The sequence below is a fragment of the Vulcaniibacterium thermophilum genome, from assembly GCF_007923255.1.
In the GTDB taxonomy this organism is placed as follows: domain Bacteria; phylum Pseudomonadota; class Gammaproteobacteria; order Xanthomonadales; family Xanthomonadaceae; genus Lysobacter_F; species Lysobacter_F thermophilum.
In genome coordinates, this window is sequence record NZ_VOHJ01000027.1 from 24,455 (window position 1) to 36,455 (window position 12,001).

Consider the following 12,001-nt stretch of genomic DNA (forward strand, 5'->3'; position numbering starts at 1 on the left):
GAATGGGCCCCGGCATGCGCCGGGGCGACGGGCGTTGGGGTCCCGCCGCGTTCCTTGCGGGGCGTTGGCCGCCTCCCAAGCGCGTCATCGCGGCGAAGGCGGCGATCCATTCAACGGGCTCCCGCCACGCATTACCGCATGAAGTGCAAATGGGCCCCGGCATGCGCCCGGGCGACGCGCGTTGGGATCCCGCAGCGTCCTTGCCCGCCTCCCAAGCCCGTCATCGCGGCGAAGGCCGCGATCCATTTTCGACAGGCGCCCGCCACGCACCATTGCCTCAAGTCGAAATGGGCCCCGGCATGCGCCGGGGCGACGGGGGCTGCGCGCCAACCCGCGGAAGGCCGGCCGCCGCTGCCCGTATACTGCGGCGCCCCTCACGACCGCGCGCGCCCATGACCTCCCCGGTTTCCGAGCTGATCGAACTGCTCTCGCTCGAACGCCTCGAGGACAACCTGTTCCGCGGCCAAAGCCGCGACATCGGCACCCGCTTCGTGTTCGGCGGCCAGGTGCTCGGACAGGCGCTGTCCGCCGCGCAGGCCACGCTCGACGATCTGGACGCACCGCGCACCGCGCATTCGCTGCACGCCTACTTCCTGCGCGCGGGCAACATCGACGCGCCGATCGTGTACGACGTCGACCGCACCCGCGATGGCGGCAGCTTCTCGGTGCGGCGCGTGACCGCGATCCAGCACGGCCAGCCGATCTTCGTGTTCGCCGCGTCGTTCCAGCGCGAGGAGACCGGCGCCGAGCACCAGTTGTCGATGCCCGAGGTGCCGATGCCCGAGGACATCGAACCGGCGCCCGCGGTGCCGCCCGAAGTGCTGGCCAAGCTGCCGACCAAGGTGCAGCGCTGGCTCTCGCGCAAGGGGCCGTTCGAGTTCCGCCACGTCTATCCGCGCGACGAGCTCAACCCGCCCAAGCGCCCGCCCTACCAGCAGGTCTGGTTCCGGCTGACCGAACGCGTGGGCGATGCGGCCGAGCTGCACCGTGCCCTGCTCGCCTACGCCTCCGACTTCCACCTGCTCGGCACCGCGACCTTCCCGCACGGGATCAGCTACTACCAGCCCGGCGTTCAGATGGCGTCGCTCGATCACGCGCTATGGTTCCACCGTCCGTTCCGCGCGGACGACTGGCTGCTGTACTCGATCGACAGTCCCAGCGCGCAGGGCGCGCGCGGTCTCGCGCGCGGCATGATCTACGACCGCAACGGACGCCTGGTCGCCAGCACCGCCCAGGAAGGCCTGATCCGCGTCGTGCGCGAAGACGCGAAGGAGTAAGCCATGCGCCAGGTGTTCAGCAGTCCGCGGCTCGAGAACGTCGAGGCGGTGGCGCAGATGCTGCGCGAGGAAGGCATCGAGGTTCGCATCACCAACGGCCGCTCGTACAAGGGCAACCGCCGCGGCACCTTCAGCTATCGCGAATCGCACGGCGCCAAGCCGGCGGTGTGGGTGGTGAAGTCCGACGACCAGGTGCGCGCGCGCGAGATCCTGCGCGACGCCGGCCTGATGCAGTCCACCCGCACGCCGGGCGACAGCTTTCTTGCGCCCACGTTCCGCGACGCCGAGTCCGACCACGTGGCGAACCCGGCCGCGCGCCGTGCGTTCCGCATCAAGCTGGGGCTGCTGATCGGCATCGCCATCGCCGCCGCGCTCACCCTGTCGCGGCTGTTCTGAGCGAACCGCGCGCGCTCCACCGCCGAGCCGCGCAGGCAATCGCTGCCCACCCGGCAAAACTTGCAGGCCCGCCCGCCGCGGTCGGGCCGCCGCGGCAGGCCGCGCCGATGGCACGGTCGTTGCCTCCGTCACGGGAAGGACACGTCCCCACGGAGGAGATCGACGCCGATGCTCGCCACCACCTACCGAGGCCCCTACCGCGTGCGTGCCCAGCACGTGCCCGAACCGTCGATCGAACACCCCAACGACGCCATCGTCCGCGTCACGCGCTCGTGCATCTGCGGATCGGACCTGCACCTCTACCACGGCCTGGTGCCGGACACCCGCGTGGGCAGCGTGTTCGGGCACGAGTTCACCGGCATCGTCGAAGCGGTCGGACCGTCGGTGCGGAATCTCAAGGTCGGCGACCACGTGCTGGTGCCGTTCAACATCTTCTGCGGGAGCTGCTATTTCTGCGAGCGCGAGCTGTACGGCAACTGCCACAACACCAACCCCGAGGCGACCGCGGTCGGCGGGATCTACGGCTATTCGCACACGGCCGGCGGCTACGACGGCGGTCAGGCCGAGTACGTGCGCGTGCCGTTCGCCGACGTCGGCCCGATGGCGATCCCGCCCGACATCGACATCGAGGACGCGGTCCTGCTGACCGACGCGCTGCCCACCGGCTACCAGGCCGCCGAGATGGGCGACATCCGCAAGGGCGATACCGTGGTCGTGTTCGGCGCCGGACCGGTCGGGCTGTTCGCGGCCAAGTGCGCGTGGCTGCTCGGCGCCGGTCGCGTGATCGTGGTCGATTGCGTGGACTACCGCCTGGAGTTCGCCAAACGCTTCGCGCAGTGCGAGACGGTCGACTTCCGCAGCGTCAAGGACATGGCGGTGCACATCAAGAAGATGACCGACTGGCTCGGCGCCGACGTGTGCATCGACGCGGTGGGCGCCGAAGCCTCGGGAAACGCGTTGCAGCGCATCACCGGCGTGCGCCTGAAGCTGCAGGCCGGCGCGGCGACCGCCCTGCACTGGGCGATCAACTCCGTGCGCAAGGGCGGCACGGTGTCGATCGTCGGCGTCTACGGCCCGACGTTCAACGCGGTGCCGATCGGCAACGCGGTCAACAAGGGCCTCACCCTGCGCATGAACCAGGCGAGCGTGAAACGGCACCTGCCGCGGTTGCTCGAACACATCCGCGCCGGCCACATCGTGCCGCGCGAACTCATCACGCACCGCTTTCCGCTGGAGGAAGTGGCGGACGCCTACCACATCTTCTCGTCCAAGCTCGACGAGTGCATCAAGCCGGTGCTGGTGCCGCCGAAGGCCGCCAGCGTCCACTGACGGCGAGGAGGCCGACCATGAGCGTTCCCCACGAACCCACGCGCGCGCCCGGCCGGGGCGCCGATCCCGACCAGCGCCGCCGGCCTGCGGCGGCCAGCGAACGCACGCCGCCGCGGCTGCAGGGCGCACGGCACCCGACGCCCGAACCGCAACCCCGCCGCGTCGAAATCCTGCATTCGATCGAACGCCCGGGCCTGACGCCGGTGTTCGGCACCAGCGTTCCGCCTTCCGGGCTCAGCGGCGTGATGCGGCGTCTCGCGTTCCGCCACAGCGAGAGCGATCTGCGCCACTGGCTGATGCTGATGGCGGCCGACCGCGTCAACGTGGTCGAAGGGCTCGTCGAGGACGTGCGGCACTCCCCCTGGGGACGCCGGCTCACGCATCCGGCGGTGCTGGGCGGCGTGGCGGTGCTGGGCGCGCTATGGCTGGTGCGGCGGGCGAGGCGGCGCTGAGCGGCGCGTCCGCCGCGAGCGCCGTGTCGCCTCGCGCATCGCCTACCCTATGCCGATGACCGAACCCGCGCCGCTCACCGAACAGGACATCGCCCGTCTGGTCGACCGCTTCTACGACCGCGTCCGCGTGCACCCGACGCTCGGGCCCGTGTTCGCTGCCGTCGTGCACGACTGGGACGAGCACAAGACCACGCTGGTGGCGTTCTGGTCCTCGATCGTGCTCAAGACCGCGCGCTACCGCGGCAACCCGATGGCGATGCACCGCCTGCTGCCGATCGATGCCAGCCACTTCGCCGAATGGCTGGCGCTGTGGCAGGACACCGCGCACGCCGTGCTGGCGCCGGCGCAGGCGCAGCAGTTCGTCGAGCACGCACAGCGCATCGCGCGCAGTCTCATGCACGGCCTCGGCGTGCAGCCGCGCACGCGTCCGCTCGATCTGCCGCGCCTGCGGTAGCGGCCGCTCGTCCACCCTGCCCGCCTGCCCCGGCGCCGGGCAAACGAAACCCCTCTCCCGCGAACGGGAGAGGGGTCGGATGAGGCGCGGAGGCCGATCAGCGGTCGTTGCCGCCGCGTCCGCCACCGCCGCCGCCACCGCGGTTGCCGCCGCCGCTGGCTTCGCCGCCCTTGCGGCCGATTTCGGACATGTGCTCGCGGTCCTGGCTCACCGCCTGCCCGCCCTTGCTGGCGATCCGGCGCTGCTTGTCCTCGTCCATGCTCTGGAAGCCACCGCCGCGGTTGCCGCCGCGATTGTCGTTGCCGCTCTGGTTCTTGCTCGCCATGGTCGTCTCCTCGTTGAGGGAAATGCGCCTGGGGCGCGAATCGGCGGCGTGCGCAACGCACCCGCCGACCCCTCCGCCGACCGCGTCGCTCGCCGACGGCGAGTTCGACGGATGAGGCGTGATCGAATGTAGAGAGCACGCCGTGAGGCAACCGGCCACGATGCGGCAAGAGCAGTTGAAGACGCCCACTCCGTTCAGCGGCCGCTGACCGGCGGCGGCACGACCGTAGCGCGTCGGAAGCGCGCTCGCCCGCCCGCCATCGGCACGCGGGCGCGTGCCCCTGCCCGGCAGCGCTTAGAATCGGCCGATGACCACGCTCTTCGTCTCCGATCTCCACCTGGAGGCCGAACGCCCGGCGATCACCGACCTGTTCGTGCGTTTCCTGCGCGAACGGGCGCGCGCCGCGCGCGCGCTGTACGTGCTGGGCGATCTGTTCGAAGCCTGGGTCGGCGACGACGATCCGGCCGAGCCCGGCGCCACCGTCGCGCGCGAGCTGCGCGCATTGCGCGACGCCGGCGTTCCGCTGTTCTTCCTCCGTGGCAACCGCGATTTCCTGCTCGGCGAGGCCTACGCGCGCCGCGCCGGCATGCGCATCCTGCCCGACCCGGCGGTGATCGTGCTCGACGGACGCCCGGTACTGCTGATGCACGGCGATCTGCTGTGCACCGGCGACACCGCCTACCAGCAGTTCCGCGCGCAGACGCGCGATCCGCAATGGCAACGCCAGTTCCTCGCGCAGCCGCTCCCCGCGCGCGTCGCGTTCGCGCAGCAGGCGCGCGCGCGCAGCCAGGCGGCGCAGGGCGCGCTGAAGGCGCAGGGCATGCTGGATGCGATCACCGACGCCGATCCGGCGACGGTCGAGGAAACCCTGCGCCGCTACGGCATCGACACGCTGATCCACGGCCACACCCATCGTCCCGCCATCCACGCGCTCGACATCGACGGCCGCCCCTGCCGCCGCATCGTGCTCGGCGATTGGTACGAACAGGGCTCGGTGCTGCGGGTGGACGACGGCGCCTTCGAACTGGAGGCGCTCGAGGCATGAAACGCATCCACTTGGTGCTCGTGCTGGCTCTCGCAGGCGTCCTTGCCGGTTGCGCGAGCGCACCTTCGGGCAGCGAACCGCCCGGCTTCGGAAGCCTCGTCGACGCGGACCAGGACGCCGGTCCGCTGGTCGGCCAGGGTGCGCATCGCGTGCGCTTCGTGCTGCGCGATCCGCATACCGGAGAACCGCTGCCGCACCATCCCTACGCCCTCTCGCACGGATCGGTCGACCTGCCGTTCGTTGCCGGAGAGAAGGATGTCTATCAGGGCATCACCGACGGCCGCGGGCGCACCGCGGTGTTCGCGTTCGATCAGCCGCCGCCGCGCGAAGGCTTCTTCCTGCGTCCGCGACTGGGCGAAGGCGATCACGGCGAGCAGTTCCGGCTGACCCTGCCCGGCGACGAGCCGGCTTTCGCGCAGGCGTACACGCTCGTGATCTGCACCGATCCGCCGCAGCGCTACCTCGGCTACAGCGACCGCGATGGCCACACCGCCTACGTCGCCAGCGCGCAGGCGGAGCGCGTCCAACTGTTCCTCGACCACGATCCGGACGCGACCTGCACCGACGAGGGAGAGAATGCATCCGCAAAGCATGCGGGTACGCCCGAACCGCCGCCCGACGACAGCGGCGAGGACGAAGGGGACGAGCCGGCGGACGACGGGCGCGGCTGAACGCGACTGCCGGGCGCCTCGCTACGACGCCGCCTGCGCCTCCAGCGCCGCCAGCTCGTCGGCGTCGAAGCCGGCCTGCAGCCGCGCCTCGTTGTTGAACGGCCCGTACAGCACGCCGCGCGCGTGCTCGGCCAGCAGGCCGCGGAACGTGGCGCGCGGGTCGAGGCCGCGCTGCGCGCAATGCCAGCGGAACCAGCGGCTGCCGGCGGCGACGTGCGCGACCTCCTCGCGCAGGATCACGTCGAGGATGTCGGCGGTGGCGTGATCCTCCTGCGCGCGCAGCTTCGCGATCATCCCCGGGGTGACGTCCAACCCGCGCGCCTCCAGCACGCGCGGCACCAGCGCCATCCGCGCGAGGCCGTCGTGCGCGGTTTTCTCGGCCATCTCCCACAGGCCGTTGTGGGCGTCGAAGTCGCCGTAGTCGTGGCCGAGCTCGCGAAGACGCGCGCGCAGCAGGGTGAAGTGGCGCGCCTCGTCGTGCGCGACGCCGACCCAATCCGCGTAGAACCCGCGTGGCATGCCGCGGAAGCGGTACACCGCATCCCACGCCAGGTCGATCGCGTTGAACTCGATGTGGGCGATCGCGTGCACGAACGCCGCCTTGCCCTCGCGCGTGCCGAGCCCGCGCTTGGGCACCTCGCGCGGCGGCACCAGGCGCGGCCGCGGCGGACGGCCCGGCATGCGGATCGGCTCGGGGCCGGGCGCATCATCGGGCATCGCCAGCTCGCCGCGCGCGAACGCCTCGGCAGTCTCGAAGGTGCGCGCGAGCTTGGCCTCGGGGGTGTCGGCGCGCAGGCAGGCGTGGGCGGCGTCGAACAGCGAGCGCATCGTCAACCGGCGCCGTCGTCCGCGCCGTCCTCGTCTTCCGCAGGTGCATCGCCGGCGCAGCCCCAGCCGTCCGGGAAGCCGCCATGCTCGCCGGCGAGCGCCGCGAGCTTCCGCTCCATCGCGGTGATCGCATCGTGTTCGGGCTTCATATCCCGCACCACGACCACGTCCCAGATGCCCTCCTCGTCCGCTTCCGGCGGCTCCACGCGCACACCGTCGAGCTGCGCCGCACGCGCGGCGAACGCCTCCGCCTGCGCCTGTTCGCCGAACACGCAGTGGAACCCGATCTCGCGCGGCTGCGACAGATCGATGCCGTCGTCGAGCATGCGGCGCAGCACCTCGCCGGTCTCATCGTCGGGAATCAGTTGCTTGCGCAGGTCGGCGAACGGGGTAGGCATGGGGGCGGGAATCGGGAATCGGGAATCGGGAATCGGGAATCGGGAATCGGGAATGGGGAATGGGGAATGGGGAGTCGGGAGGAGGAAGAAGCACGCCCCGGGGCAGGAGCGGGTTCAGCCGCGACCGGGAACCACAGACGGGCTGTCCGTCGCGCGCATCCTCGATTCCGCCCTCAAGCCCTGCGCGTCTTCTTTGCCTCGTCCGAGCGCAACTGCCGGATGCGCTCGAAATAGCCCGGCTCGACGCCGGTGACGTACTCGCCGTTGAAGCACGAGGAGTCGAAATGCTCCATCCGCTGCTTCGGGCCTGACACCGCTTCCTCCAGATCCTTGAGGTCCTGGTAGATCAGCCAGTCGCAGCCCAGCAGCGTCTGCACCTCCTCCTCGGTGCGGCCGTGCGCCACCAGCTCGTCGGCGGAGGGCATGTCGATGCCGTAGATGTTCGGGTAACGCACCGGCGGCGCGGCGGAGGCCAGGTAGACCTTGCGCGCGCCGGCGTCGCGCGCCATCTGCACGATCTGCCTGGAGGTGGTGCCGCGCACGATCGAATCGTCCACCAGCAGCACCACGCGGTTGCGGAACTCCAGCGGGATCGGGTTGAGCTTGCGCCGCACCGACTGCGCGCGCTGGCTCTGCCCCGGCATGATGAAGGTGCGGCCGACGTAGCGGTTCTTGATGAAGCCTTCGCGGTACTTCACGCCGAGCACGTTGGCGATCTCGAGCGCGGCATCGCGCGAGGTGTCGGGAATCGGGATCACCACGTCGATGTCGTGATCCGGGCGCAGGCGCAGGATCTTCTCGCCGAGCTTCTGGCCCATGCGCATGCGCGCCTTGTGCACCGAGATCTCGTCCATCATCGAATCCGGCCGCGCGAAGTAGACGAACTCGAAGATGCACGGCGCGCGCTTCTTGGGCTCGATGCACTGGCGCGTGTGCAGCTCGCCGCGCGCGGTGACCACGATGCCCTCGCCGGGGTGGACGTCGCGCAGGCGCTCGAAACCGAGCAGGTCCAGCGCGACCGATTCGGACGCCACCGCGTATTCCTCCTGCCCGTCGACCTCGCGCCGCCCCAGCACCAGCGGGCGGATGCCGTGCGGATCGCGGAACGCCACCAGCCCGAGGCCCAGCACCATCGCCACCACCGCGTAGCCGCCGACGCAGCGCCGGTGCACGCCCTCGATCGCGCGGAACACCGACTCCGGCGTCAATGCGCGCTGCACGTCGAGCTCGTGCGCGAACACGTTCAGCAGCACTTCCGAGTCGGATTCGGTGTTGATGTTGCGGCGGTCCTGTTCGAACACCTCGCGGCGCAGCGCGTCGGTGTTGATCAGGTTGCCGTTGTGCGCCAGCGCGATGCCGTAGGGCGAGTTGACGTAGAACGGCTGCGCCTCGTCGGAGCCTTCGCTGCCTGCGGTGGGATAGCGGCAATGCGCGATGCCGACCCGGCCGCGCAGCAACTGCATCGCCGTCTCGTCGAACACGTCGCGCACCAGGCCGTTGCCCTTGTGCACGTGGATGCGGCCGCCGTTGGCGGTGGCGATGCCCGCCGCGTCCTGCCCACGATGCTGCAGCACGGTGAGCCCGTCGTAGAGCAGCCCCGCGACTTCGTTGTGACCGACGATACCGATGATGCCGCACATGGCCTGATGTCTCATTGCGTGCGCGGACCTGCCGCGCGGTCGATGCGGCGCGCGCCGCATCCGGGAGGGTCCGGACTCAGCCGGTGCTGCGATCCGTCGCGGGGGCCGGCAGGTCCGGCAGCGGCGCCGCCCCGGCGGGACGGGCCGCCGCGCCGTCGCCGAGATCCACACGCTCGGCCACCCAATCCGGCAGCCATGCCGTCAGCCAGCGGGCCACCGGTTTGAAGATGGGGACGACGGCGGAGGACTGCCAGTCCGGCTCGCGCGGGATCGCGGTGAGCCCCAGCAGCAGCACCACCACCGCGCCCACCAGCCAGCCGCGCGCCACGCCGAGCCCCAGGCCCATCGCGCGGTCCAGCGCGCTCAGGCCCACCGCCTGCAGCAGCTTGCGCGTCACCCAGGCGACCGCCGCGACCACCAGCAGCACGCCGAGAAAGCTGCTCGCATAGCCGGCGAACAACTGGCCCAGCGACGGGTCGTGTCCGCCGGACAGCAGCACCGCCACCGTCGCGCCGAACCGCAGCGCCGCCCAGCCGGCGAGCAGCCAACCGACGATCGACGCCACCACGCCGACGAACCCGCGCATCGCGCCGAACAGCGCGGAGAGCGCGACGATCGCGACCAGCGTCCAGTCGAGGGCGCTCATGCGTCAGGGATGCGGCCGCACGATGCCGTCGACGCCCGCCTTCGCCGTCACCTGCGCCTTCAACTGCTCCGCTTCCGCGCGGCTGCCGACCGGTCCGACGCGCACGCGGTTGAGCGTGCCGCGCTCGGTGCGCACGGTCTCGGTGAAGGCGCTGAAGCCGGCGGCGCGCAGGCGATCGCGCATCTTCGCCGCTTCGGCGGCATCGCCGAACGCACCGACCTGCACCGCGAAACCGACCTCCGCCGCGGCGGGCTTGGCCGGCGCCGGCCTGGCCGGCTCGCTGGCGGCCGGCCGTGCGGCGAGCGCCGGCTTGTCGGCCGTGGCCGGCTCGGCGGGACGGGCCGGTTCCGGCTTGGCCGCGGTCGGCTTCGCCGTGGCGGGCGTCGCCGACGGCAGCGGCTCGGCGGCCACCGCCTGCGGCGGCGCGGTGGGCGCCGGAGACGACGATGCAGCGGCGGCCTCGCCGGCGCCGGCCGCCGCGTCGAGCGCGATCACCTGGATCTTGACGTCGCTGCGGATGGCCGCCGCGCGCACGCGCGCCGCCTCGGCTTGCGCCTGCGAGGCGAACGGGCCGATGCGCACGCGATGCAGCGCGCGGCCGGCGGGATTGGTGTAGGCCTCCTGATAGCCCGGCAGACGCACCTGCTGCAGGGCTTCGACCACGCGCGCGGCGTCCTCGGCGGTGGCGTAGCTGCCGAAGGTCACCGCCCAGTCGCCGGCCGCGCTCGCGGCGGCCCCGGTCGCGGTGTCGTCGGCGGCGCTTCCCGAGGGCGAGGGCGCGGCGCTGTCCCCGGCGGCCGGCATCGCCAGCGCGCCGCCGTCCGGCGCGGGCGCGGGCTCCAGCAGCGGCAGTTCGCGCGTTTCCATCGCGCCGTCCTTCGGCGCGGCGGGCGGTTCCAGCGGCACGTCGGCGACGCCGCTCTCCGGCGCCGGCCCTTTGATCAGCATCGGCAGGAAGATCACCGCGAGCGCGACCAGCACCGCGGCGCCGATCAGTCGCTGTTTCAGGGCTGGTTCCATCGCGTCTCGCCGGGAGCGGAAAGCCGGCGGATTATACCCGTCGGGCCCCGACCGCCCCCAACGCCGCAGTCAGCCAGATGACAGCGTTCGCACCGCCTGCGCGGCGGTGTGGAACGAGCCGAACACGAGCACGCGGTCGCCAGCGCGGGCCTGCGCGAGCGCGGCACGCAGCGCCTCGTCCACCGTCGCGTGCCGCGTGCCGGCGCCCGCCCGCGTGTCTGCCAGGCGGGCGGCGAACGCCTCCACGTCGAGGCCGCGCGGCCCGGCCTCGGCCAGGCCGGCCAGATGCCAATGCGTCACCGCCTGCTCCAGCGCGCGCGCCACGCCGGCCGCGTCCTTGTCGCCGAGCGCGGCGAACACCGCGTGCGTCGCGCCCGCGACCGGATTCGCGCGCAGCCATTGCGCCAGCGCGCGCGCCGCCTGCGGGTTGTGGCCGACGTCGACGTACACCGGCACGCCATCGTGCTCGAAGCGCTGCAGCCGGCCGGCGATGCGCGCCTGCGCCACGCCCTGCGCGACCGCCTCGCGCTTCAGCGGCCGCGCGAGCGCGCGCAGCGCGGCGATCGCGGTGGCGGCGTTGCGCATCTGCACCGGCGCGGCCAACTGCGGCATCGGCAGATCGACGCGGAAGCCGACCTCGCGCCAGCGCCAGGCGTCGGCACCGAGCGGCTCGAAGAAGAAGTCGCAGCGCGCGCGGATCGCCCTGGCGCCGATCGCGTAGGCATGGCGCAACACGCTCGCCGGCGGGTCGTCCTCGCCCAGCACCAGCGGTTTCCACGGCCGCGCGATGCCGGCCTTCTCGAAACCGATCGCCTCGCGGTCCGCGCCCAGCCAGTCCTGGTGGTCGAGATCGACGGTGGTGATCACGGCGACGTCGGCATCGACCACGTTGGTCGCATCCAGCCGACCGCCGAGGCCCACCTCGAGGATCGCCAGATCGAGCTTCGCGCGCGCGAACAGCCACAGCGCGGCGAGCGTGCCGAATTCGAAATAGGTCAGCGGCGTATCGGCGCGCGCCGCTTCGACCGCGGCGAACGCCCCGACGAGCGCGGCGTCGTCGATTTCCTCACCGTCGATCCGCACGCGCTCGTTGTAGCGCAGCAGATGCGGCGAGGTGTACGCGCCCACCCGCCAGCCGGCCGCGCGCGCGATCGCCTCGACGAAGGCGACCGTCGATCCCTTGCCGTTGGTGCCGCCGACGGTGACGACCGCCTTCGCGATCGGCCCCGGCTTCAGCCGCGCGAGCACCGCCCGCACGCGCTCCAGCCCCATGTCGATGGGCCGCGCGTGCTGGCGCTCGATGTAGGCGAGCCATTCGGCGAGTGTCTGCATGGCGGCGCATTGTACGGACGGGCCTCGTTCGGGCCACGGATCGACGCGGATGGGCGTGGATCTGCAGGAGCAACTGTCTTGTGGCCTAGGCAACCCTAGGCGCCCAAGGCGCCTGATCGCGTGCCATGGCGTTGAGCATGGTGAGGTACTTGCGCATGCAGGCGACGACGGCGACCTTCTTGGGCTTG

The 12,001-nt window shown here is 71.8% G+C and carries 14 protein-coding genes and 1 pseudogene; 7 read left to right on the forward strand and 8 right to left on the reverse strand.

From position 1 onward, the window contains the following. Positions 1 to 392 precede the first annotated feature (392 nt). The 5 genes from FQY64_RS10950 to FQY64_RS10970 all read left to right on the forward strand — a co-directional run bounded on the left by FQY64_RS10950 (position 393) and on the right by FQY64_RS10970 (position 3,908). Positions 393 to 1,277 carry an acyl-CoA thioesterase gene (locus tag FQY64_RS10950; RefSeq protein WP_146474305.1) on the forward strand — a complete coding sequence of 295 codons (885 nt, stop codon included), beginning with the start codon at positions 393 to 395 and terminating at the stop codon, positions 1,275 to 1,277. A gap of 3 nt (positions 1,278 to 1,280) precedes the next feature. Beyond that, complete coding sequence (locus tag FQY64_RS10955; RefSeq protein WP_146474306.1) at positions 1,281 to 1,673, forward strand: DUF2007 domain-containing protein; 393 nt, start codon at positions 1,281 to 1,283, stop codon at positions 1,671 to 1,673. 168 nt (positions 1,674 to 1,841) lie between these two features. After that, positions 1,842 to 3,002, forward strand: a complete 1,161-nt coding sequence (locus FQY64_RS10960; RefSeq protein ID WP_146474307.1) for a zinc-dependent alcohol dehydrogenase — start codon at positions 1,842 to 1,844, stop codon at positions 3,000 to 3,002. Positions 3,003 to 3,019: 17 nt separating this feature from the next. Next, positions 3,020 to 3,454 (forward strand): hypothetical protein, encoded by a 435-nt coding sequence (locus tag FQY64_RS10965; protein ID WP_146474308.1) that lies wholly within the window; start codon positions 3,020 to 3,022, stop codon positions 3,452 to 3,454. Between the two features lie 55 nt (positions 3,455 to 3,509). Beyond that, positions 3,510 to 3,908, forward strand: coding sequence for a group III truncated hemoglobin (locus FQY64_RS10970; RefSeq protein ID WP_146474309.1), 399 nt, complete (start codon positions 3,510 to 3,512; stop codon positions 3,906 to 3,908). Between the two features lie 97 nt (positions 3,909 to 4,005). Here FQY64_RS10970 and FQY64_RS10975 read toward each other — a convergent pair whose 3' ends face one another. After that, positions 4,006 to 4,233, reverse strand: a complete 228-nt coding sequence (locus tag FQY64_RS10975) for a KGG domain-containing protein (RefSeq protein ID WP_146474310.1) — start codon at positions 4,231 to 4,233, stop codon at positions 4,006 to 4,008. 307 nt (positions 4,234 to 4,540) lie between these two features. Between FQY64_RS10975 and lpxH the strand changes: the two genes are divergently transcribed. Together lpxH and FQY64_RS10985 are read left to right on the forward strand one after the other, a co-directional pair. Then, positions 4,541 to 5,278: a UDP-2,3-diacylglucosamine diphosphatase gene (gene lpxH, locus FQY64_RS10980; protein WP_146474311.1), complete on the forward strand. Its 738-nt coding sequence runs from the start codon at positions 4,541 to 4,543 to the stop codon at positions 5,276 to 5,278. Then, complete coding sequence (locus FQY64_RS10985) at positions 5,275 to 5,949, forward strand: hypothetical protein (RefSeq protein ID WP_146474312.1); 675 nt, start codon at positions 5,275 to 5,277, stop codon at positions 5,947 to 5,949. Before lpxH ends, FQY64_RS10985 begins: the two co-directional genes overlap by 4 nt. Positions 5,950 to 5,970: 21 nt before the next feature. Here FQY64_RS10985 and FQY64_RS10990 read toward each other — a convergent pair whose 3' ends face one another. The 7 genes and pseudogenes from FQY64_RS10990 to FQY64_RS15075 form a co-directional block, all read right to left on the reverse strand. Further along, complete coding sequence (locus FQY64_RS10990; protein ID WP_146474313.1) at positions 5,971 to 6,777, reverse strand: ferritin-like domain-containing protein; 807 nt, start codon at positions 6,775 to 6,777, stop codon at positions 5,971 to 5,973. A 2-nt stretch (positions 6,778 to 6,779) separates the two neighbouring features. Beyond that, positions 6,780 to 7,175, reverse strand: a complete 396-nt coding sequence (locus tag FQY64_RS10995) for a ribonuclease E inhibitor RraB (RefSeq protein ID WP_146474314.1) — start codon at positions 7,173 to 7,175, stop codon at positions 6,780 to 6,782. Between the two features lie 173 nt (positions 7,176 to 7,348). After that, positions 7,349 to 8,815 (reverse strand): amidophosphoribosyltransferase, encoded by a 1,467-nt coding sequence (gene purF / locus FQY64_RS11000; RefSeq protein WP_146474319.1) that lies wholly within the window; start codon positions 8,813 to 8,815, stop codon positions 7,349 to 7,351. Positions 8,816 to 8,891: 76 nt separating this feature from the next. Continuing rightward, on the reverse strand, positions 8,892 to 9,461 hold the full coding sequence (locus FQY64_RS11005) for a CvpA family protein (RefSeq protein ID WP_146474315.1): 570 nt from the start codon (positions 9,459 to 9,461) through the stop codon (positions 8,892 to 8,894). 3 nt (positions 9,462 to 9,464) lie between these two features. Further along, positions 9,465 to 10,481, reverse strand: coding sequence for an SPOR domain-containing protein (locus FQY64_RS11010; protein ID WP_146474316.1), 1,017 nt, complete (start codon positions 10,479 to 10,481; stop codon positions 9,465 to 9,467). Between the two features lie 69 nt (positions 10,482 to 10,550). Then, on the reverse strand, positions 10,551 to 11,813 hold the full coding sequence (folC, locus tag FQY64_RS11015; RefSeq protein ID WP_146474317.1) for a bifunctional tetrahydrofolate synthase/dihydrofolate synthase: 1,263 nt from the start codon (positions 11,811 to 11,813) through the stop codon (positions 10,551 to 10,553). 85 nt (positions 11,814 to 11,898) lie between these two features. Next, positions 11,899 to 12,001 (reverse strand): annotated as a pseudogene (locus FQY64_RS15075) (IS110-like element ISRfsp2 family transposase); the annotation flags it as partial.

Coding starts and splice junctions, on each gene's coding strand:
- FQY64_RS10950 (WP_146474305.1), top strand. CDS start 393: ATGACCTCCCCGGTTTCCGAGCTGATCGAACTGCTCTCGCTCGAACGC.
- FQY64_RS10955 (WP_146474306.1), top strand. CDS start 1,281: ATGCGCCAGGTGTTCAGCAGTCCGCGGCTCGAGAACGTCGAGGCGGTG.
- FQY64_RS10960 (WP_146474307.1), top strand. CDS start 1,842: ATGCTCGCCACCACCTACCGAGGCCCCTACCGCGTGCGTGCCCAGCAC.
- FQY64_RS10965 (WP_146474308.1), top strand. CDS start 3,020: ATGAGCGTTCCCCACGAACCCACGCGCGCGCCCGGCCGGGGCGCCGAT.
- FQY64_RS10970 (WP_146474309.1), top strand. CDS start 3,510: ATGACCGAACCCGCGCCGCTCACCGAACAGGACATCGCCCGTCTGGTC.
- FQY64_RS10975 (WP_146474310.1), bottom strand. CDS start 4,233: ATGGCGAGCAAGAACCAGAGCGGCAACGACAATCGCGGCGGCAACCGC.
- lpxH (WP_146474311.1), top strand. CDS start 4,541: ATGACCACGCTCTTCGTCTCCGATCTCCACCTGGAGGCCGAACGCCCG.
- FQY64_RS10985 (WP_146474312.1), top strand. CDS start 5,275: ATGAAACGCATCCACTTGGTGCTCGTGCTGGCTCTCGCAGGCGTCCTT.
- FQY64_RS10990 (WP_146474313.1), bottom strand. CDS start 6,777: ATGCGCTCGCTGTTCGACGCCGCCCACGCCTGCCTGCGCGCCGACACC.
- FQY64_RS10995 (WP_146474314.1), bottom strand. CDS start 7,175: ATGCCTACCCCGTTCGCCGACCTGCGCAAGCAACTGATTCCCGACGAT.
- purF (WP_146474319.1), bottom strand. CDS start 8,815: ATGTGCGGCATCATCGGTATCGTCGGTCACAACGAAGTCGCGGGGCTG.
- FQY64_RS11005 (WP_146474315.1), bottom strand. CDS start 9,461: ATGAGCGCCCTCGACTGGACGCTGGTCGCGATCGTCGCGCTCTCCGCG.
- FQY64_RS11010 (WP_146474316.1), bottom strand. CDS start 10,481: ATGGAACCAGCCCTGAAACAGCGACTGATCGGCGCCGCGGTGCTGGTC.
- folC (WP_146474317.1), bottom strand. CDS start 11,813: ATGCAGACACTCGCCGAATGGCTCGCCTACATCGAGCGCCAGCACGCG.